This is a genomic window from Pseudonocardia terrae, assembly GCF_021343995.1.
Classification (GTDB): Bacteria; Actinomycetota; Actinomycetes; order Mycobacteriales; family Pseudonocardiaceae; genus Pseudonocardia; species Pseudonocardia terrae.
In genome coordinates this window covers 127885-147181 of record NZ_JAJTTE010000004.1, presented here as the reverse complement: position 1 = coordinate 147181, position 19297 = coordinate 127885, and the positions used below count along the sequence as shown (strand labels likewise).

17 protein-coding genes are annotated in these 19297 nt (G+C 75.4%); 9 read left to right on the top strand and 8 right to left on the bottom strand.

Annotated elements, in window-relative coordinates:
- Nucleotides 1-70: 70 nt before the first annotated feature.
- Nucleotides 71-406 carry a DUF6191 domain-containing protein gene (locus LWC33_RS35775; RefSeq protein ID WP_233302857.1) on the bottom strand — a complete coding sequence of 112 codons (336 nt, stop codon included), beginning with the start codon at nucleotides 404-406 and terminating at the stop codon, nucleotides 71-73.
- A 226-nt stretch (nucleotides 407-632) separates the two neighbouring features.
- Between LWC33_RS35775 and LWC33_RS04165 the strand changes: the two genes are divergently transcribed.
- Complete coding sequence (locus LWC33_RS04165) at nucleotides 633-1886, top strand: oxygenase MpaB family protein (protein ID WP_233302856.1); 1254 nt, start codon at nucleotides 633-635, stop codon at nucleotides 1884-1886.
- A gap of 9 nt (nucleotides 1887-1895) precedes the next feature.
- Here the strand turns inward: LWC33_RS04165 and LWC33_RS04160 are convergent, their stop codons facing one another.
- Genes LWC33_RS04160 through LWC33_RS04145 form a run of 4 tightly spaced genes read right to left on the bottom strand, consistent with a single transcriptional unit; the run spans nucleotide 1896 to nucleotide 5408 of the window.
- Nucleotides 1896-2231, bottom strand: coding sequence for a Zn-ribbon domain-containing OB-fold protein (locus tag LWC33_RS04160; RefSeq protein WP_233302855.1), 336 nt, complete (start codon nucleotides 2229-2231; stop codon nucleotides 1896-1898).
- The gene (locus LWC33_RS04155) at nucleotides 2228-3361 is read right to left on the bottom strand and encodes a thiolase family protein (RefSeq protein ID WP_233302854.1); all 1134 of its coding nucleotides are present in this window, start codon (nucleotides 3359-3361) and stop codon (nucleotides 2228-2230) included. The genes LWC33_RS04160 and LWC33_RS04155 overlap by 4 nt, the downstream gene beginning before the upstream one ends.
- On the bottom strand, nucleotides 3358-3810 hold the full coding sequence (locus tag LWC33_RS04150; RefSeq protein ID WP_233302853.1) for a MaoC/PaaZ C-terminal domain-containing protein: 453 nt from the start codon (nucleotides 3808-3810) through the stop codon (nucleotides 3358-3360). The genes LWC33_RS04155 and LWC33_RS04150 overlap by 4 nt, the downstream gene beginning before the upstream one ends.
- Nucleotides 3811-3812: 2 nt before the next feature.
- Nucleotides 3813-5408, bottom strand: coding sequence for an AMP-binding protein (locus tag LWC33_RS04145; RefSeq protein ID WP_233302852.1), 1596 nt, complete (start codon nucleotides 5406-5408; stop codon nucleotides 3813-3815).
- A 50-nt stretch (nucleotides 5409-5458) separates the two neighbouring features.
- Here LWC33_RS04145 and LWC33_RS04140 point away from each other — a divergent pair, with 50 nt between their 5' ends.
- The 3 genes from LWC33_RS04140 (at nucleotide 5459) to LWC33_RS04130 (ending at nucleotide 10218) form a co-directional block, all read left to right on the top strand.
- Nucleotides 5459-6064, top strand: coding sequence for a TetR/AcrR family transcriptional regulator (locus tag LWC33_RS04140; protein ID WP_233302851.1), 606 nt, complete (start codon nucleotides 5459-5461; stop codon nucleotides 6062-6064).
- Between the two features lies 1 nt (nucleotide 6065).
- Complete coding sequence (locus tag LWC33_RS04135; protein ID WP_233302850.1) at nucleotides 6066-9302, top strand: acetyl-CoA carboxylase family protein; 3237 nt, start codon at nucleotides 6066-6068, stop codon at nucleotides 9300-9302.
- A 76-nt stretch (nucleotides 9303-9378) separates the two neighbouring features.
- Nucleotides 9379-10218 carry a class I SAM-dependent methyltransferase gene (locus LWC33_RS04130; protein WP_233302849.1) on the top strand — a complete coding sequence of 280 codons (840 nt, stop codon included), beginning with the start codon at nucleotides 9379-9381 and terminating at the stop codon, nucleotides 10216-10218.
- Nucleotides 10219-10221: 3 nt separating this feature from the next.
- Here the strand turns inward: LWC33_RS04130 and LWC33_RS04125 are convergent, their stop codons facing one another.
- Nucleotides 10222-10563 (bottom strand): MmcQ/YjbR family DNA-binding protein, encoded by a 342-nt coding sequence (locus tag LWC33_RS04125; protein ID WP_233302848.1) that lies wholly within the window; start codon nucleotides 10561-10563, stop codon nucleotides 10222-10224.
- A 223-nt stretch (nucleotides 10564-10786) separates the two neighbouring features.
- On the opposite strand from LWC33_RS04125, the gene LWC33_RS04120 reads away from it, so the two are divergent.
- Nucleotides 10787-11056 carry a hypothetical protein gene (locus tag LWC33_RS04120; protein ID WP_233302847.1) on the top strand — a complete coding sequence of 90 codons (270 nt, stop codon included), beginning with the start codon at nucleotides 10787-10789 and terminating at the stop codon, nucleotides 11054-11056.
- Here the strand turns inward: LWC33_RS04120 and LWC33_RS04115 are convergent.
- Nucleotides 11041-11451, bottom strand: a complete 411-nt coding sequence (locus tag LWC33_RS04115) for an SRPBCC domain-containing protein (RefSeq protein WP_233302846.1) — start codon at nucleotides 11449-11451, stop codon at nucleotides 11041-11043. The genes LWC33_RS04120 and LWC33_RS04115 overlap by 16 nt on opposite strands.
- Nucleotides 11346-11678: an ArsR/SmtB family transcription factor gene (locus tag LWC33_RS04110; protein ID WP_308190902.1), complete on the bottom strand. Its 333-nt coding sequence runs from the start codon at nucleotides 11676-11678 to the stop codon at nucleotides 11346-11348. The genes LWC33_RS04115 and LWC33_RS04110 overlap by 106 nt, the downstream gene beginning before the upstream one ends.
- Before the next feature lie 232 nt (nucleotides 11679-11910).
- On the opposite strand from LWC33_RS04110, the gene LWC33_RS04105 reads away from it, so the two are divergent.
- The 4 genes from LWC33_RS04105 to LWC33_RS04090 are packed head-to-tail and all read left to right on the top strand — an operon-like array spanning nucleotide 11911 to nucleotide 19284.
- On the top strand, nucleotides 11911-15990 hold the full coding sequence (locus LWC33_RS04105) for a Pls/PosA family non-ribosomal peptide synthetase (protein ID WP_233302845.1): 4080 nt from the start codon (nucleotides 11911-11913) through the stop codon (nucleotides 15988-15990).
- Nucleotides 15990-16637 (top strand): BPL-N domain-containing protein, encoded by a 648-nt coding sequence (locus LWC33_RS04100; RefSeq protein ID WP_233302844.1) that lies wholly within the window; start codon nucleotides 15990-15992, stop codon nucleotides 16635-16637. Before LWC33_RS04105 ends, LWC33_RS04100 begins: the two co-directional genes overlap by 1 nt.
- Nucleotides 16634-17881, top strand: a complete 1248-nt coding sequence (locus LWC33_RS04095; RefSeq protein WP_233302843.1) for a heparan-alpha-glucosaminide N-acetyltransferase domain-containing protein — start codon at nucleotides 16634-16636, stop codon at nucleotides 17879-17881. Before LWC33_RS04100 ends, LWC33_RS04095 begins: the two co-directional genes overlap by 4 nt.
- Complete coding sequence (locus LWC33_RS04090; RefSeq protein WP_233302842.1) at nucleotides 17878-19284, top strand: M1 family aminopeptidase; 1407 nt, start codon at nucleotides 17878-17880, stop codon at nucleotides 19282-19284. The genes LWC33_RS04095 and LWC33_RS04090 overlap by 4 nt, the downstream gene beginning before the upstream one ends.
- The last annotated feature ends 13 nt before the right edge of the window (nucleotides 19285-19297 follow it).

Here is a 19297-nt window from a genome sequence, read left to right as displayed (position 1 = left end):
GTGCCTCGGATACTGCTTCGTCCGGCTCGTCGATCGGTCGGGGGACAAGAGGATCCGAACGGGCTCCCCGTCAGCGACCCGACGGGCGAGTGACGATCACGACCCCGGCGTCGAGGTCCACGGCGGTGCGCGGCGGCGCGCCGTCCGCCTCGTCGTCGCGCAGCAGGCTGCGGGAGTGGCGTTCCTCCAGCTCGGCGCGCTTCGTCCCGGTGAAGAAGGCGTCCACCTCCTCGAAACCGGTGGCGGACAACGGGAGCGGCTGCGGACCGGACCGCTCCCGGGTCCGGCGCCAGAACAGCAGGCTGCGGCCGCGGGCCCAGAGTCCGAACCGCTCCAGCGCCACCAGCAGGACCAGCAGGCAGACGAGCCCGGGCAGGGTCAGCGCGAAGAGCACACCGGCGGCCACCCGGCCAGCCTCCCGGTCGGCGACCGGACCGGGCAAGGCGCTTCGCCTACGGGATCCGGCCGGAGTGGTTCCTGGCGTCGAGCTCGCCGACTTCTGACCGACCGGATGCCTCCTCGTCGGTGAGGGTGATCGGGTCCGTCGCGCCGACGTCAGTCGATCGGGGACGCAACCGAGCGGCGCCGGTCGCACACGCAACGCGCGCCGACATCCGTGCCAGCATCCACGCATGCTGGGAGAGGGCGAAGGCGACGGCGGGGTCGAGATCGGGAGCCCACACCGCCATCCGTCCCGGTTCGCGAGCGCGCCGGAGCGCAACGCGCCGATCGCCCGGCCGTTGCGGCTCGTGACCGGGAGCAGGCAGGTCGACGGCGAGCTGCTCGACCTGCTGGGGCGGCGGATGTTCGCCCGCGACGAGCTCGGTGCCCGGCTCGCGGCGGCGATGCGCCGGCACCGCGGCGACCCCGAGCGCGTCACGAGGGCGCAGTTCGAGCGGGCGCTGCGGGAAGGGATCGACGCGGTCGAGGCGGCACCTCCGGCGCTGCGGGAGTTCTTCGCGGTCGTGGACCGGGTGCCGGGCTGGGTGGATCCCGCGCTGGTCGAGCGCGGGGCGCGGGCGTTCCGCCGGCTCGGCCGCAGCCGCGACGACGTGCTGTTGCAGCTCTCGCTGATCGGCGGCTACCGGTTCGTCGGGCCGGCCGACCTGCTGGTCCTGACCGGGGGCCTCACGGGGTCGACCGCGCAGCGCCGGCTGGGCGAGACCCAGACCTGGGTCGACGCCGTGAGCGCCCCGGGCGGGATGCGCCGCGACGGCGCGGGCTGGCGCCTGACCGTGCACGTCCGGGCGATGCACGCCCTGGTGAACGACCGGTTCGAGCGCAACGGCCGGTGGGACGTCGCGCGCTACGGCCTGCCGATCAACCAGAGCGACCGGGCGGCGACCCTCGGCCTGTTCAGCAGCACCGTGCTGCTCGGCGTGCGCGCCCTCGGCCGGGTCGTGACCCGCGCCGAGTCGCGGGCGGTCATGCACCTGTGGAAGTACGCGGGCTGGCTGCTCGGCGTGGACGAGGACTGGCTGTGCGACACCGAACGCGAGCAGAACGTCTTCAACCGCCACGTGCTGCTGGCCCAGGGCGGGCCCACGCCTGCCGGTGCGGCGCTGGCCGCGGCCCTCGTGGACGGGCAGCTCACCGGGCACGAGGGCCGGTTCGCCGCGCTGCGCGGTCGCTACGAGCGGGCGCGCACCCTGAGCATGCTGCGCTGGTTCCTGGGCCGGGAGGGCCTGCGCGACCTGGGCCTGCCCGTCACCGCCGCCTGGGCCGTGCCGCCGATCGTGGCCGCCAACCTGGTCGAGTCCGCCCTGGTCGCCCGCGTCCGGCCCGGCCGCCGGTGGCTCGAACGCGCGAGCGACCGTGTCGCGCAACGGGAGTCGCGCCGCCGCTTCGCCGGTGCCGAGGCGCGGATCGGCGCGCTCCCGCTGTAGCCCCGGTGCTCACCGGGCCGGGGCGAACGACGGGACGCCGTCGGGGAACCCGACCGCGACCCGCTCGCCGACGGCGGAGACCCCGGCCGCGCGGCCCATGACCCGCACGCCCTCGTCGAGGTCCACCAGGACCAGCGCGAACGGCGTCGGCGGGTGGGGGGCGCCCTCCGGTGCGCGGTGCACCACGGTCAGCGCCGCCACCGTGCCGGTACCGGCCGCGCCGCGCCGCTGCGGATCCGGTGTGCCGCAGTGCGGGCAGGCCGCACGGGGGAGGGGCCAGCGGCGGGCGCAGCTGCGGCACTCGTCGAAGCACACCTGCGGCTCCCCGGCGGTCCAGTCGGTCATGCCGCCTCCAGGACCGCACTGACGTGCGCGGACATCACACCGCCGTCGCCGTGCACGAACCCGACCCGGGGTGGGCCGGGCACCTGCCGGGGCCCGGCCCCGCCGCGGAGCTGGGTCACGACCTCGACCAGGTGGGCCAGCCCGCCCGCGACGCCGCAGTGCCCGTAGGACAGCAGGCCGCCGTGGGTGTTGAGCGGCAGCGCGCCGTCGCGGGCGAACCGGCCGGCGGCGGCGTCTGCCCCGGCCCGTCCCGCTTCGGCGAACCCGATCTCCTCCAGCAGCATCGCCAGGGTGACGGTGAAGCTGTCGTAGACCCCGGCGACGTCCACGTCGGCGAGCGTGCGCCCGGCCTGCGCGAACGCCGTCCGCGCGGCCCGGGCCGCGCCGAGGTCGGCGAGGTCGGCCTCGCTCAGGTGCTGATGGCGATGCCCCTCCCCGACGCCGGTGACGGCGACCCCGCGACCGCCGGGATCCGCCGTGACCACCACGGCCGCTCCGCCGTCCGAGACCGGGCAGCAGTCGAGCAGGCGCAGCGGCTCGGCGATCGGCGGCGACGCGAGCACGGCGTCGACGTCGATCGGTGCCGTCCGGTGGGCGCCCGGGGTGTCGGCGGCGTGCGCCCGCATCTGCACGGCCAGCGGGGCGAGATCGGCCGGGCCGAGCCCGCGCGCGGCGAGGTACGCCGAGGCGAGGAGGGCGTAGTAGGCGGGGACGGTCCCGCCGAGCGGGATCTCGTACTCCGCGTGCCCGACCTGCGCGAGCGTGCGCGCGGAGGTGTCGCCGCTCTGCCCGCTGGCCCGGTCCTCGCCCGCGGCCACCAGGACCGCGCGGGCCTCCCCGGCCCGGACGAGCCGGGCCGCGGCGGCGAGCATCGCCAGCCCGGTGGCGCCGCCCGCGCTGGTCCCGTGTGCGATCGCCGGCCGGGCGCCGAGCCGCTCGGCGAGCAGGTCGGCGGGCATGAGGTGACCCGCCGTCGTCGCGTACCCGCAGAGCACGGCGTCGAGGTCGGTGGCGCGCAGCCCGGCGTCCGTGAGGGCGGCGCCGGCCGCTGCGGCCTGCCAGTCGAGCGCGGTGCGGCCCGGCTGCCGACCGAAGGGGGTGACCGCCACCCCGGTGACGTACGGGATCACGGGCGCGTCTTCACCATCACGTCCATCCGGCCCTCCTGGGTCACCACGCCCTCCTGGTTGACCAGCGTGAACAGCCGCTGGACGACGCCGGCGTCGCCCCTGCTGGTCAGTCGGGTCCCGACGACCCGCACCCGGGTGTGCACCGTGTCGCCGATCCGGACCGGCGCGCGGAAGGTCCAGCCGTCGATGCCGAGCAGCGCGACCGCGGAGCCCTCGAAGGCACCGGTCCGCGAGATCAGCCCGAGGCAGAACGCCACCCCCAGCACACCGTGCGCGATCCGCTCGCCGAACCGGCCTGCGGCGGCCGCGACCGCGTCCGTGTGGACGGGGTTGTAGTCGCCGGTCCACGCGGCGAAGGACACGATGTCGGCCTCGGTGACCGTCCGGGCCGGGGAGACCAGCTCGTCGTCGGGCCCCATCGCCGCGAAGTCCTCGAACCAGAGCGGCACGCTCAGTCCCTCCCGACCGTCACGCCGTGGGCCTCGCGGTCCCACGTGCCCGCGCTCAGCCCGTCCGCGCGCAGCACGGCCTTCTGCACCTTCTGCGTGGGTGTCTTCGGTAGCTCCCCGAGCACCTCGACGTACCGCGGCACGGTGAAGTAGGGCATGCGCGGCTTCAGGTACTCGATCAGCTCGCCCGGGTCCAGGGTGGCGCCCGGCTGCAACACCACCACGACCTTCAGGTCGTCCTCGGTCAGCGCGCTCGGCACCGCCACGACCGCGCTCTCCGCGACCGCCGGGTGCCCGTTGACCACCGACTCCACCTCGAACGACGAGATGTTCTCGCCGCGCCGGCGCAGCGCGTCCTTGATCCGGTCGCGGAAGGAGAACTCCCCGTTCTCGTCGCGGGAGAAGGCGTCGCCGGTGTGCAGCCACAGGTTCCGGAACGTGTGCAGGGTCTGCTCGGGCAGGTTGTGGTAGCCCTCCATGACCGTCGACGGGACCTCGGGCCGCACCACCAGTTCCCCGACGACGCCCGGCGGCACCTCGACGTCGTTCTCGTCGACGACCTTGCACCGGTAGCCCGGCCGCTCCCGGCCCGCACCGCCCGCGACGACCGTCCCCGGCGGCGCGACGATCGGGCACCCCACCTCGGTCATCCCGAAGACGGTCGCGAGCTCGACCCCGAAGCGGCGGCGGAACAGGTCGAGGTCCGGGGGCAGGGGGACCACGCAGGCGATCTCCAGCGGGGTGTCGGCGTCGTCGGGCCGCGCGGGGCGGGAGAGCAGCATCTGGGCCATCGCGCCGAGCAGCAGCGTGTAGGTGACGTCGTGGGTGCGGACCTCGTCCCAGAACGCGCTCGCCGAGAACCGCGGCCGGACCACGCACCGCGCGCCCGTGATCAGGCCCTGGTAGAGCCCGAACCACTGCCCGGACAGGTGGAACATCGGCAGCGTGACCAGGGTGGTCGTCCCCGGGCCGAGCAGGTGCTCGTCCCAGTGCGCGTAGGTGAACGCCTGGGCGTGCGGCACCCGGACGCCCTTGGACCGGCCGGTGGTGCCCGAGGTGTAGGAGATCGCCAGCAGGTCGCCGGGCGCGGTCGGCTCGGGTACGACGGGCTCGCACGCGGCCAGCTCGGCGAACGGGACGACCCGGAAGCGCCCGCGCAGCTCGGCCCCCTTGCCGCCGCGCACCACGACGGTCCGCAGGTGCCGCAGGTCGCCGGCGACGGCGGCGAACCGGGCCGCGTAGGCCTGCTCGATCACCGCGACCTCGGCGCCGCAGTCGTTGACGACGTGTGAGAGGAACTCCCCCTTGTACGCCGTGTTGACCGGGACCTCCGCGACCCGCGTGAGACCGGTGGCGAACCAGGCGAGCGCGGCGTCGGCGCCGTTGTCCAGCATCAGCACCACTCGGTCGCCCGCGGCGACGCCGAGGGCCCGCAGCCCGCCGGCGAGCCGCAGCGCCCGGTCGTGGGCCTCGGCGTAGGTGTACGCGCCGTCGTCGGCGAGCAGCAGGGGCGCGTCCGGGGTGTCGGCGAGGACCCGCGCGAAGGCCGCGGGGAGCGTCCGCTGCGCGACGTCGGGCATCGGCGTGGTGTGGCTCACGAGCGTCAGCGTCATTGACATTGACGCCAATGTCAATGGACGATGCCGGTATGACGGCGGGGACCGGCTGGGAGGTGCGCGGGGCCCGGGACCGGGTGGACAGCCCGACCCGGCACCGGCTGCTGCGCGCCGCGGAGGAGGCGTTCGCCGCCAAGGGCTTCGGCGCGGTGACGGTCGCCGACGTGACCGAGGGCGCGGGCGTCGGGCGCGCGACCTTCTACGTCTACTTCGCCACCAAGGCCGACGTCTTCGCCGCGCTCGCCGCCGACGTCCGCGACCAGCTGTGCGCCGCGCAGGACGTGCCGGACACCGGGGATGCGTTCGCGGTGTGGCGGGCGGCCCTGGACGGGTACCTCAGGGCGTGGACCGCCCGGATCGGGCTGCTGCGGGTGATGGCCCACCAGGCGATCGAGGACCCGGCGATCCGCACGCTGCTCGAGGAGATCCGCGCCGTGCCGACCCGCCGGCACGAACGGTTCGTGACCCGGCTCGAGCGGGAGGGCCGGGCCCGCCCGCGGGCCTCGGCCGCGCTGACCGCCCAGGCCGTCCAGGGCGTCATCGAGCGGTACGCCGAGCTGGTCGCGGCCGGGGAGCTCTCCGCCGACGATGCCGTCGCGGCCCTGGCCGCGCTCTACGAGGGAATGGTGAGGTTCTAGCGTGTTCGGTCGCCTCCTGATCGCCAACCGGGGCGAGATCGCCGTCCGGATCGCCCGGGCCGCCGCCGACCTCGGCCTGCCGTCCGTCGCGGTGCACACGACCGACGAGCCCGACGCCCCGCACGTCGCGAAGGCCGACGCCGCCGTCGCGCTGCGGGGGGCGGGCGTGGCCGGCTACCTCGACGTCGACGACGTGCTGCGCGCCGCCGAGGAGGCCGGTGCCGACGCGATCCATCCCGGCTACGGGTTCCTCAGCGAGAACCCGCGCTTCGCCGAGGCGTGTGCGCAGCGGGGCATCCGGTTCGTCGGCCCGTCGCCGGAGATCCTCGCCGCGCTCGGGGACAAGACGCGGGCGCGTGAGATCGCCGAGGCCGCCGGGATCCCGGTGCTCGCCGCCGCCGACCGCGACGGGGCCCGCACGCTCCTCGAGCGGACCGGCGCCGTGATGGTCAAGGCCGTCGCCGGTGGCGGCGGCCGCGGGATGCGCCGGGTCACCGATCCCGCGCAGCTCGACGAGGCCCTGGCCCGGTGCGCGTCCGAGGCCGGCGCCGCCTTCGGCGACGATCGCGTCTACGCCGAGGAGCTGCTCGCCCCTGCCCGGCACGTCGAGGTGCAGATCCTCGGCGACGGCACCGGCGCGGTCACCCAGCTCGGCGAGCGCGACTGCTCGGTGCAGCGCCGGCACCAGAAGATCGTCGAGGTGGCGCCGAGCCCGGGCCTCGACCCCGGGGTGCGGGCGCGGCTGCTCGAGGCGGCGGTCCGGCTGGGCGAGTCCGTGCGGTACGCCGGCCTGGGCACGGTGGAGTTCCTGGTCAGCGGGGAGCGGATCGCGTTCATCGAGGTCAACCCGCGCCTGCAGGTCGAGCACACGATCACCGAGGAGGTCACCGGCGTCGACCTCGTGCAGACCCAGATCCGCCTTGCGGCCGGCGCCACGCTCGCGGAGCTGGGGCTGACCCAGGCGGAGGCGCCGGAGCCGCAGGGCGCGGCGCTGCAGACCCGGATCACCCTGGAACGCACCAACCCCGACGGCACGACCACGCCGTCGGCCGGCGTGCTCACCGCGTTCGAGCTGCCCGCCGGGCGCGGGATCCGAGTCGACGCCGCCGGGTACACCGGCTACCGCACCAGCCCCCGCTACGACCCGCTGATCGCCAAGCTCGTGGTGCACTCGCGCGACTTCGCCACCGCCGCCGCCCGCACGCACCGGGCGTTGTCCGAGGTGCACCTGGCGGGCGTCGAGACGAACGTCGACGTCCTCGCCGGGATCGTCGGGCACCCGGCCTTCGCGGCGGGTGAGCTGACCACGGACTTCCTCGACACGCACCTCGCCGAGATCCTCGCCGCCGGCCGGCCGCACCGGTACGTCGAGACCACGGCGGCGGACGCCGCCCCCGAGGAGCGGCGGGAGGTCGACGGCGACGCGGTGCGGGCCGAGGCCCCCGGCACCGTCGTGGCCGTCGAGGTCGCGGAGGACGAGGTCGTGCGCGCCGGGCAGGCCCTGGTCGTCGTCGAGTCGATGAAGATGGAGCACGTCGTGGCCGCCCCCGCGACGGGCCGGGTCGGCGCCGTCGTGGTGGAGCCGGGGGACACGGTGGCCCCCGGCGACGCCCTGCTCGCCTTCACCACCGACGCGGCGGCGGCCGAGGAGGCGGCGGCTGCGGCCGCCGTCGACCTCGACCACGTCCGCCCGGACCTCGCCGAGATGCGCGAGCGGCACGCGCTGGGGCTCGACGAGCACCGCGGCGCCGCCGTGGAGAAGCGACACCGCACCGGCCTGCGGACCGCCCGGGAGAACCTGGCCGACCTCTGCGACGAGGGCAGCTTCGTCGAGTACGGCCCGCTCGCCATCGCGGCCCAGCGGCTGCGCCGCTCGCTCGACGACCTGATCGAGCGCACGCCCGCGGACGGCATGCTCGCCGGCACCGCCACGATCAACCGCGACCTCGTCGGCGCGGAGAACGCCAACGCGGTGGTGCTCTCCTACGACTACACGGTGCTCGCCGGCACCCAGGGCTTCACCAACCACAAGAAGAAGGACCGCGTCTTCGAGCTCGCGGAGCGGCGGGGCTGGCCGGTCGTGGTCTACGCGGAGGGCGGCGGCGGCCGGCCCGGCGACACCGACGGCAGCTGGGCCTCGATGCTCGACGTCCCGGCCTTCGAGATCTTCGCCCGGCTCTCCGCGCGGGTGCCGCTGGTCGGCGTCGTCGCCGGCCGGTGCTTCGCGGGCAACGCCGCGCTCGCCGGGCTGTGCGACGTGATCATCGCCGTCGAGGGCGCGAGCCTCGGCATGGGCGGCCCCGCGATGATCGAGGGCGGCGGGCTCGGCGTGGTCGCGCCCGACGAGGTCGGCCCGATGTCCGTGCAGGTCCCCAATGGCGTGGTCGACGTCCTGGTGCCCGACGAGGCCGAGGCCACCCGCGTCGCGCGACAGTACCTGTCCTACTTCCAGGGCCCGGTGCGCGACTGGGAGGCGCCGGACCAGCGCGCCCTGCGGCACGTCGTCCCCGAGAACCGGGTGCGCGTCTACGACATGCGGGCGGCGATCGAGGGCCTGGCCGACGTCGGCTCGGTGCTGGAGCTGCGCCGCGGCTTCGCGCCCGGCATGATCACCGCCCTGATCCGCATCGAGGGCCGGCCGATGGGCCTGATCGCCAACGACCCCACCCACCTCGGCGGCGCGATCGACCACGACGGCGCGGACAAGGCCGCCCGGTTCCTGCAGCTCTGCGACGCCTTCGGGCTGCCCGTGGTCTCGCTGTGCGACACCCCCGGGTTCATGGTCGGCACCGAGTCCGAGACGCACGCGACGGTGCGGCACTTCAGCCGGATGTTCTCGGTGGGCGCCAATCTCTCCGTGCCGGTGGGGCTGGTCGTCACGCGCAAGTGCTACGGCCTCGGCGCGCAGGCGATGATGGGCGGCTCGCTCAAGGCCCCGGCCTTCTCCGTGGCGTGGCCGACGGGCGAGTTCGGCGGGATGGGCCTGGAGGGCGCGGTCCGGCTCGGCTACCGCAAGGAGCTGGAGGCGGTCAGCGACCCGGCCGAGCGCGAGGAGCTGTTCCGCAAGTACGTCGCCGCCGAGTACGAGAAGGGCAAGGCGCTGTCGGTGGCCACCGTCTTCGAGATCGACGACGTCATCGACCCGGCCGAGACCCGCCGCTGGATCGTCTCGTCGTTCCCCGAGCGGAAGGTGGGCCCGCAGCCGGAGAAGGTGCGGCCGAACATCGACACCTGGTGACCCCGCGGCCTTCCGTGACCGCGGTCCGAGCGCTCGTCCGGCCCGGCCGCTTGCGCCCGCTCGGTAGCGTGGTCGGGTGGCCGACCCGACGCTGGGCGAGTTGACGGTGGGTGTGGAGGGCCTGGCGCTGCTGCGGCTGCTCCGGGCCGACGACCACGGTGCCGCCCGGGCGGCGCGGATGGCGGAGGCCCGGGACGTGCTCGACCGGCTCGGGCGGGACCCGGAGCTGCAGGGATCGCTGGGCGTCGAGGTCGACCTGCGCGAGGGGTACGCGCGGTGGGCCGGGACCTACGACGGCCCGCTGCGGCTGTTCTCGATCGAGGAGCCGCCGATGGAGCGCCGGCTCGCCGCCTGGCCCGCCGGCGAGGTGCTCGACGCCGCCTGCGGCACCGGCCGCTATGCCGTCCGCCTGGCGGAGCGGGGGCACACCGTGGTCGGCGTCGACCGGTCCCCGGACATGCTGGAGCGTGCCCGGGCGAAGGTGCCCGGCGGGCGCTTCCTCGAGGGCGGGCTGACCGACCTGCCCCTGCCCGACTCGTCGGTCGACGCCGCCGTGTGCGCGTTGGCCCTGGTCCACGTGCCCGAGGTCGCCCCGGCCCTCGCCGAGCTGGCCCGCGTGGTCCGGCCGGGCGGCCGCATCCTGGTCAGCGATGTCCATCCGTTCCTGGTGCAGCTGGGCTGGCAGGCGCAGTTCGCGAGCGGCGCGGGGCGTGCGTACATGCGGCTGAACCGGCACCGGGTGACCGACTACGCCGCAGCCGCCCTGGCGGCGGGACTGGTCGTGCGCGGTGCCGAGGAGCCGGTCCTCACGCCGGAGTCCGTCGTGACCCCGACCGTCGAGCTCGTGCCGGAGGCCACCCGGGCCGCCTACGTGGGCCTGCCCGGCGTGGTGATCTGGGAGTTCGCCCGGCCCTGACGCTCACGGCTCGGTGCGCATCCGCCAGGCGTCGACGACCAGTTCGGCGAGCCGCTCGGGATCGACCTCCTCCAGCCGCACCATCACCAGGGGCAGCCCGTCGTAGCTCGGCGTGGTGAAGAACAGGTCCGGCTCCCCGAGCAGCAGCGCCTGCTTCTCCGCCTCGTCGCCGACGTACAGCACGGCGATGTCCGTGCGGAGCACCCGGCGCTGCCCCGGCACCCGCTCCGGATAGGACCAGACGAAACCGCGCCCGCCCGCACGGAAGTCGAACCCGTCGCTGTCGATCTCCTCGACGCCCTCCAGGGCCAGCGCGAGCCGCCGCACGTCCTCCGCGTCAGCCACCGCCCCTCCCGACCACGACCGGGAGCGTAGCGAGCGGCACCGACGAATCGGACGCGATCATCCACGAGCGGTCGCAGGACCCGGAGCGCCCACTTCGCGAGCGTGGTGGGGGTGATGGTGAGCGCGTGTGCGGCGGGCGGGCTCCTGATACGGCCACGCGCGAGGTGTGTGTACGTAGTTCTCCCCGCTGTACAGGGCCGGTCCGGGCGAGCAAGGTTGCTCCATGACGATCCGCCTGGTCACCGGGACGGCCGGGTCCGCCGAAGGAACCGCCCCGGGCATCCCGCCGCACGAGCGGTGCCGTTACCGCACCGCGGCCCATCACGCGCGGCGGCTCTACCCCGGTTGCGTCGGCGAACTCCTGCACCGCGAGCTGGTCGCGTACGCCGACTTCGGGTACCGGTTCGACCGTGAGGCGCTGGTACCGCGCCTGGCCGACGAGGTCCTCGCCTGCCCGGCGCGCCCCGCCGACGAGCATCAGCCCGGGGCGTAGGCGCTCCAGTCCGGCATCTCGGTGCCGTGCAGGGAGGCGCCGAGCCGGTCGAGGTACCACTTCCATCCCGCCTCGACGTCGGCGGGATCGAGCCCCGGGACCAGCCGCTGGCGGAAGATCAGGTCCGTCCCCGCGCCGGCCGGGCGGAGCGTGACGTCGAGGAGCCACGTCCGCCCCTCCGACCCCTCCGGGATCTCGACGACGAGCCGGTGCGGCGCCGCGCACTCGTTGATCGTGACGGTGACCGGGTCCGCCACGACGCCGCCCGCATCGACCTCCCCGGTGATCGTCAGCTCGACCGTGCCGCCGGGGCGCCCGGTCCCGCTGTAGGTGCCGAACCAGCGGCCGGTGGCGCGTCGGCGGGGGAGGTGAGCGGGCGGAAGCGGTCCAGCCACCGGTCCAGCTCGGCGAGCTCGGCGCGGCGCAGCGTGTAGACGCGGTGCTGGCCCCGCACCGCGGACTCGACGAGCCCCGCTTCCCGCAGGACCCGCAGGTGCCGGCTCACCGCCGGCCGGGTGACCGGGAACCGGGCCGCGATGTCCCCCGCCGTGACGGGTCCCTCGGCGAGCAGCTCGACCACCTGGCGACGCAGGGGGTCGGCCAGCACCGTGAACGGGTCCACGCAGATATATAACTGTAAGCGTACTTAAACCACAAGTGCACACGTCGACGCCCGAGGAGCGTGCTGGCTCGACCGGGGGAAGTGCGGTGGACCTGATCGGCGCAGAGCGGTCGCGCAGCGTGACGCAAAAGCCGGTCGGACACCACGAACGTGTTACCGGAGCGATCGGTGGGGGTAGGCCCGACATTCGTCTCCCCGCAAGGCCCGAAGTTCAGGAAGAGGAACGCTCCCCGTGTCGTTGGCCCCCTCCCCGGCCCGTCGTGTGCCCGATGCCCGCAACGATCTCCCCGACCCCCCGTGGTCCCGCCTGCACCACGTCGTCGAGACCACCGCCCGCCGCTCGCCCGGCGCCGTGGCCGTCGACGACCACGGTGAGCTGCTGACCTACGCCGAGCTCGACGCCCGCGCCGACGGCCTCGCGCACCTGCTCCGCGAGCGCGGGGTGCTCCCGGGCGGCCGGGTCGGTGTGCTGCTCGCGCGCTCGTGGCGGACCTACGCCGCCCTCCTGGCGGTGCTCAAGGCCGGTGCCGCGTTCGTGCCGATCGACCCGGCGTCGCCCCCGGACCGGGTCGCCTACATCGCCGAGGACGCGGGGCTGGACCTGCTCGTCACGACGTCCGACCTCGCCCCCGGCCTGCCGGTCCCGGAGCTCTGCCTGGACGCCGTGCCGCTGTCGCCCGCCGACGGGCCGCCGCCCGTCCACAAGGCCGGGGACGCCGGCGACCCGACCTGCTACGTGATCTACACGTCCGGTTCCAGCGGGCGGCCGAAGGGCGTGGAGGTCGCGCACTCGAGCATCGTCAACTTCCTGCGCGTGGTCCCCGGCGTGTACGACGTCCGCCCCGGCGACCGCGTCTACCAGGGCATGACGATCTCCTTCGACTTCTCCGTCGAGGAGATCTGGCCGACCTTCGCCGTGGGCGCGACCCTCGTCGTCGGCCCGGACGACGAGCGGCGCCTCGGCGCCGACCTGGCCGACTTCCTCGACCGCACCGGCGTGACCGTCCTCTACGCGGTGCCGACCCTGCTGGCCACGATCCCGCGGGACCTCCCGGCCGTGCGCGGTCTGATGGTCGGGGGCGAGGCCTGTCCCGCCCACCTGGTGGAGCGATGGGCGCGCCCGGGACGCCGGATGCTGAACACCTACGGCCCCACCGAGGCCACCGTGACCGCGACCTGGGGAGAACTGCTCCCCGGGCGTCCGGTGACGATCGGCCGTCCCCTGCCGACCTACACGATCCACATCCTCGACGAGGACCTGCGCGAGGTCGCCCGCGACGCCGCGGGCGAGATCTGTATCGGCGGGCCCGGGGTGGCGCGCGGCTATGTCGGGATGCCCGAGAAGACCGCGGACCGGTTCGTGACCTTCCGCCGCGAGCGGATCTACCGCACCGGCGACCTCGGCCGCCGGGACGACGCCGGCGAGATCGTCTACCTCGGCCGGGCCGACGACGAGGTGAAGATCCGCGGGCACCGGGTCGACCTGGGCGAGATCGACAGCGTGCTGCTCGGCGACCCCGCGGTGGGCAGCGCCGTGGCCGCGATGGTCGACGACGAGCTCGTGGCCTACGTGACCACGGACGGCCCCGGTCCCGACGACGGCCTGCGCGAGCGGCTGCACGCGCGACTGCGGGAGCGGGTGCCGGACTACATGGTCCCCGGGCACCTGGAGGTGCTGCCCGAGCTGCCGACCATGCCGAGCGGCAAGGTCGACCGCAAGCGGCTGCCCGCGCCCACCTCGCCCCGGCTCGTCGCGGTGTCGGGCGCGGTCGTGGCGCCCGCGACGGCGGCCGAGGAACGGGTCCGCGACGCCTGGGCCGAGGCCTGCGGGATCGACCCGGCCCAGCTGTCCGTCACCGCCGACTTCTTCGCCGAGCTCGGCGGCCACTCGCTGCTCGCGGCCACCGCCGTGTCGCTGATGCGCGAACGCGGGATGGCGACCGTCGCGGTGCGGGACCTGTACGAGAACCCGACGGTGCGCGGGCTCGCCGCCACCCTCCCCGATGCCGCCGCCACCGCGGCCTCCACCGTGCGTGCCGAGCCGGAGAAGACCTCGCCGGCGCGCTACGGCCTGGCCGGCACCGTGCAGGCGGGCGTGCTGTACCTGCTCCTGGCGGTGCTCGCGGCCCCGGTCGCCGCGGTCTACGTGGCCGAGGACGGCGAGGTCTCGCTCGGGGTGCTGACCACCATCGCGCTCATCGCGACGGCGGTCTACCTCGCCACCCGCTGGGTGCTCGCCCCGCTCGGGATCCGGCTGCTCGGCCGCGGGGTGCGGCCGGGCCGGTACCGGCTGTGGGGCCGGGTGCACCTGCGCTTGTGGGCCACCGACCTGCTGCTGTCCTTCACGGCGCTGCCGGTGCTGAGCGGATCGGCGCTGATGCCCGGTTTCCTGCGCCGGCTCGGCGCCCGGATCGGCGCGGAGACGCATCTCGGGACCTCCTCGCTCTCGCTGCCGCAGCTGATCGAGGTCGGCGACGACGCGAGCATCGGGTACGGCGCCGCGCTGCGCCCGTGGACCGTCGAGGACGGCCGGGTGGTGGTCGGGCCGATCCGCGTCGGGGCCGGCGCATTCGTCGGGGCCGGGGCGCTTCTGCAGCCGGGCGCAGTCGTCGGCACCGGTGCGGTGCTGGGGGAGCAGGCCCTGCTCGCCGGCGAGGTGCCGGCCGGGCAGCGGTGGTCGGGCTCGCCGGCCGCCCCCGACGCCACCCGGCGGGGCGACGACGCGGTGGCCGAGCTCGCCGCGCTGCCCCCGGCCCAGCCCTGGGGCGCGGCCGGCCGGTTCGGCACGCTCGCGGGTCTCGCGCTGCTCGACCTGCTGCCGATCCTCATGCTCGTGCCGACCCTGCTGCTGGTCTGGGGCGCGCTGCTGCAGTTCGGACAGACCGTCGGGCTGCTCGCGGCGCTGTGCGTGGGGCCGGTGTTCGTGACCACGGTGTGCCTCACGATCGCCGCCACCCGCCAGGCGGTGCTCCCGGCCACCCCGATCGGGATCCACCCCGCGCGCTCCACGCTCGGTGTGCGCAAGTGGGTCGCCGACAAGCTGCTCGAGATGAGCCTGGAGATCACCAACTCGCTCTACGCCACGCTCTACACCGTGCCGTGGCTGCGTGCGCTCGGCGCGCGCATCGGCCCCGGCGCCGAGGTGTCGACCGTCGCGCACGTCGATCCCGACCTGCTCACCCTGGGCCGCGAGAGCTTCGTCGCCGACATGGCCAGCGCGGGCGGCGCGACCTTCCACCGCGGCTGGGTCTCCTTCCGGACCACCGAGGTCGGCGAGCGCGCCTTCGTCGGGAACGCCGCGTTGCTGCCGCCGGGGTCGCGGCTCGGCGCGGGGTCCTTGGTGGGGGTCCAGACCGTCCCGCCGCCCGGCGGCGTGCCTGCGGAGAGCGCCTGGCTCGGCTCGCCCGCGATGCACCTGCCCGTGCGGCAGGACAGCGGCGACTTCGCCGAGCGGCTGACCTTCCGGCCGTCACGCCGGCTGGTCGCCGAGCGGCTGGCGATCGAGTTCCTGCGGATCTGCCTGCCGTCGTCGCTGATCGCGGTGGCCATCTACCTGTACCTGCTGGCGCTGTCCACCCTGGCCGCCGCGGGCGCCCCGCTGTGGGCCGCGGTGCTGGTCGCGCCGCTGCTGGCCGTGCTGTTCGGGGTGCTGGTCACCGGTGCGGTCACGGCGGTGAAGTGGCTCGCCGTCGGCACCTACCGGCCGCGCGTGGAACCGTTGTGGAGCCGGTTCGTCCGCCGCTCGGAGTTCGTCACGGGGCTGTACGAGGCCGCCGCGGTGCCGGCGATGCTGCAGCTCTTCCGCGGGACGCCGCTGCTCCCGCCGGCGCTGCGCCTGCTCGGTGCGCGGATCGGTCGCCGCACCTACCTCGCCTCGACCTATCTCACCGAGTTCGACCTGGTCGACATCGGTGACGACGCCGCGATCGGCCGGGACGCCTCGCTGCAGACACATCTCTTCGAGGACCGCGTGATGAAGATGTCCACCGTGCGGATCGGCGCGGGCGCCACCGTCGGCGACCGGGCGATCGTGCTCTACGACGCCTCGGTCGGGGAGGGGACCGCGCTCGAGCCGTTGTCGCTGGTCATGAAGGGCGAGTCGTTGCCGGCGCACACCCGGTGGCGGGGCATCCCCGCCGAGGGCGTGGCCGAGGAGCCGCCCGTGCAGCGCGCGCCCGAGCCCGTGACCGCGCCTTTCGGCGAGCTCGTGACGGAGCCTGCGACGGAGCCCCTTCCGCGCGTGGGTCCGGCGCCGGTCCGGCACCGCCGGGCCCGGCACCGCCGCGGGTCGCACCGGGACCTGGCCGCCTGATGCGGGCCGTCGTCTACCGCGGCCGCGCGTCCCACCCGGCCGGGTGCGCCGAGGCCGTCGGCGCGCTGCTGGAACGGCACGGCCTCCAGGTCCGGTTCGTGGGCCGGCGGCAGCTCACCCCCGAGGTGCTCGCCACCGCCGACGTCTACGCCCAGCCCGGCGGCGGCACCCTCGCCGCCGCCTGGCGGCACCTGCACCGGCGCCGCTCCACGATCCGCGACTACGTCGCCGGCGGCGGCCGCTACCTGGGCTTCTGCCTCGGGGGCTACCTGGCGGGCGCGACCCCCGGGTTCGCGCTCCTGCCCGGCGACACCGACCGCTACGCCGGCTCACCCGGGGCGGCGACGGCCGACACGGGTGATCTCGTCCTGCCCGTCACCTGGCGTGGCCGTTCCCGTCCCGTCTTCTTCCAGGACGGCCCGGTGTTCCTGCTCGACCCGGGCGCCGGAGCCGCCGTCGAGGTCCTCGCCCGCTACCCGGAGGGCGGCGTCGCCGCTCTGGCCTGCCCGTTCGGGGCGGGCCGGGTCGCCGTCACCGGTCCGCACCCGGAGGCGGCGCCGGACTGGTTCACCGACGCCGGCCTGCGCATCCCCGACCCGCTGCCCAGCGACCTCGGGCACGACCTGATCGACGAGGTGCTCGCATGACCGCCACCGCCCCGGTCACCACACTGACCACCACGCCGGCCACCAGCCCGGGCGCGACGACGGTCGCGCGGCCCCCTGCCGGGGCGGGCCCGTCACGGCTGCTCGGCATGGACGCCGCCCGCGGCGTCGCCGTGCTCGGCATGATGGCCGTCCACTCGCTCTACGACACCACCCCGGACGGTGCGCCGACCACGATGTACATGGTCACGGCGGGCCGCTCGGCGGCGATCTTCGCCGTGCTCGCCGGGGTCGGCATCGCGTTCACCACCGGACGGCGGCGGGTCCGGTGGGGCGGCGAGGGCCGGTCCGCGGCCGCGTCGCTGACCGCCCGCGCCGCCGTGGTCGGGGCGCTCGGGCTGGCCCTGGGCTGGGGATCCGCGGAGGTCGCGGCGAACATCCTCCCGTACTACGCCCTGATGTTCCTGCTCGCGATCCCGCTGGTGTTCCTCCCGACCCGCGCGCTGGCCGGGGTCGCGACGGTGCTCGCGGCCGGGATGCCCGTGCTGAGCCAGTGGGTCCGGCCGGGCCTGCCGACGCCGTCGCTGGAGAACCCGACGGTGGCGCAGCTGGTCACGGACCCGCTCGGGCTGCTCTCCGAACTGGCCCTGACCGGGTACTACCCGGCACTGCCCTGGCTGACGTACCTCGCGGTCGGGATCGCCGTCGGCCGGCTGCGGCTCACCGAGACCCGCGTGGCGGCGCGGCTGGCCGCGGGCGGGGCCGCGCTCGCGGTGGTGGCCACCCTCGTCTCCCGTTGGGTGATGGGTCCCCTCGGTGGCGACGCTGCGGTCGCCGCCGTCACCCCGCCCGACCTGCTCGCCTCCGCGCCCACGGTCCGGGACTTCGTCGCCGTGTACCCGGAGGGCGCCACCCCGACGACGACGTGGTGGTGGCTCGGCACGGACGCCCCGCACTCGGGGACGCCGCTCGACCTCGCCCAGACCATCGGCTCGGCCCTGGCGGTGCTCGGGGTGATGCTGCTGCTCGGCCGCCTGGCGAACCCGCTGGTGCAGGGCGTGCTGCGGCCGCTCGCCGCGGCCGGGTCGCTCACCCTCACCGTGTACACGTTGCACGTGGTGTTCCTGAACTCGCCGCTCGACACGTTCGACGCCCTCCCGGGCTACCTCGTGCAGGTCGTGGTGGCGGCCCTCGGCGCGCTCGCCTGGCGGCGCGCCGTCGGCCGTGGCCCCCTCGAGTCGCTGGTCCGGGTCGTGGCGCGGGCCGCTGGACGTGCCGCCGCGTGATCGCGAGGATCCGGACGGCGGGCATCCGAGCCGTCGGGCTGGGCACGCTGCTCGTGGCGCTGCTCGCCGGCTGTACCACCACCGCCCCCGGCCCCGGAACCGACGAGGCCTGGCCCGCCCCGCCTGCGGACCGGCCGGTCGTCGACGTCGCCTTCGACATGGCGCCCGACCTCGCGTCCGCGACCGGCACCGAGACCGTCCGGTTCACCCCGGACCGGCAGATCTGCGAGCTGGTCTTCCGGAACTGGCCGAACAAGCCCACCGCCGCCCGCGACGGGAGCGACCTCGAGATCACCGGGGCCCGCGTCGGCGGCACCGGGATCGCGCCGCAGGTCGCGCCCGACCCGACCCTGGTCACCCTGCCGCTGCCGGCCTGCGTCCCGGCGGGGACCGCGGTCACCGCGGACCTCACCTTCCGGCTGACGCTCGGGAAGGACTCGGGCGAGCGCGTCGGGTACTCGCCGGCCACCGGCACGGCGTGGTTGGGCACCGCGTTCCCGCTCCTGGCCTGGGTACGGGGGGAGGGCTGGGTCCGCGATCCCGCGGTCGACCTCTACGGCGAGACCGTGACCAGCGAGGACGCGGCGCTCACGCTCACCGTCACCGCCGCGGAGGGGCAGGAGGTCGTGGCGACCGGGACCGCGGCGGGCACCCTCGCCCCGGCACCGGGCCGCGTGACGCACCGGTTCACGGCCGACGCCGTGCGCGACGCCGCCGTGTCCGTGGGCGCCTACGACGTGACCACCCGGGAGGTCCGCGGCGTCCGCGTGCACGTGGCGACCCCGCGCTCGGGCAGCCGCGCCACCGGCGACGAGTGGATCGACGAGCTGGATCTCGCCCTGCAGAAGCACACCGCACTGCTCGGCGCCTACCCCTACCCCGACCTGACCGCGACGATCGTGCCCACCCAGACCGACGGCGTCGAGTTCCCGACGGCGCTGCAGTTCGCCGACGACCGCCGCGCCGAGATCCCGGGCCTGGTCGCCCACGAGCTGGCCCACCAGTGGTTCTACTCGCTGGTGGGGAACGACCAGGCCCGCGACCCGTGGATCGACGAGGCCTTCGCGACCTGGGCCCAGGCGCTGGCCACCGGGCAGGAGGACCGCTACCGGCTCGACCGGATCCCGCGCGACCTGCGCGGGCACGCCGGCGAGCCCATGGCGTACTGGGCCGGGACGGGCGACTTCGACCGCTACGTCCGCGGCGTCTACGACCAGGGTGCCGCGGCCCTGCTCGACGCCCGCCGCCGCGCCGGCCCTGACCGGTTCGACGCCGCGGTCCGCGCGTACCTGCACGACAACGCGCACCGCGTCGCCGGGCCGTCCGACGTGGCCGCGGCCTTCCGGGACGTGCCCGAGGCGCTCGAGGCCCTCCGCGACGCGGGCGCGCTGCCCGCGGGCTGACCGGGTGGATCAG

What these genes read in the sequence shown, in the direction of transcription:
- LWC33_RS04165 (WP_233302856.1), top strand. Translation starts at nt 633, where the DNA reads ATGCTGGGAGAGGGCGAAGGCGACGGCGGGGTCGAGATCGGGAGCCCA.
- LWC33_RS04160 (WP_233302855.1), bottom strand. Translation starts at nt 2,231, where the DNA reads ATGACCGACTGGACCGCCGGGGAGCCGCAGGTGTGCTTCGACGAGTGC.
- LWC33_RS04140 (WP_233302851.1), top strand. Translation starts at nt 5,459, where the DNA reads ATGACGGCGGGGACCGGCTGGGAGGTGCGCGGGGCCCGGGACCGGGTG.
- LWC33_RS04120 (WP_233302847.1), top strand. Translation starts at nt 10,787, where the DNA reads ATGACGATCCGCCTGGTCACCGGGACGGCCGGGTCCGCCGAAGGAACC.
- LWC33_RS04100 (WP_233302844.1), top strand. Translation starts at nt 15,990, where the DNA reads ATGCGGGCCGTCGTCTACCGCGGCCGCGCGTCCCACCCGGCCGGGTGC.
- LWC33_RS04095 (WP_233302843.1), top strand. Translation starts at nt 16,634, where the DNA reads ATGACCGCCACCGCCCCGGTCACCACACTGACCACCACGCCGGCCACC.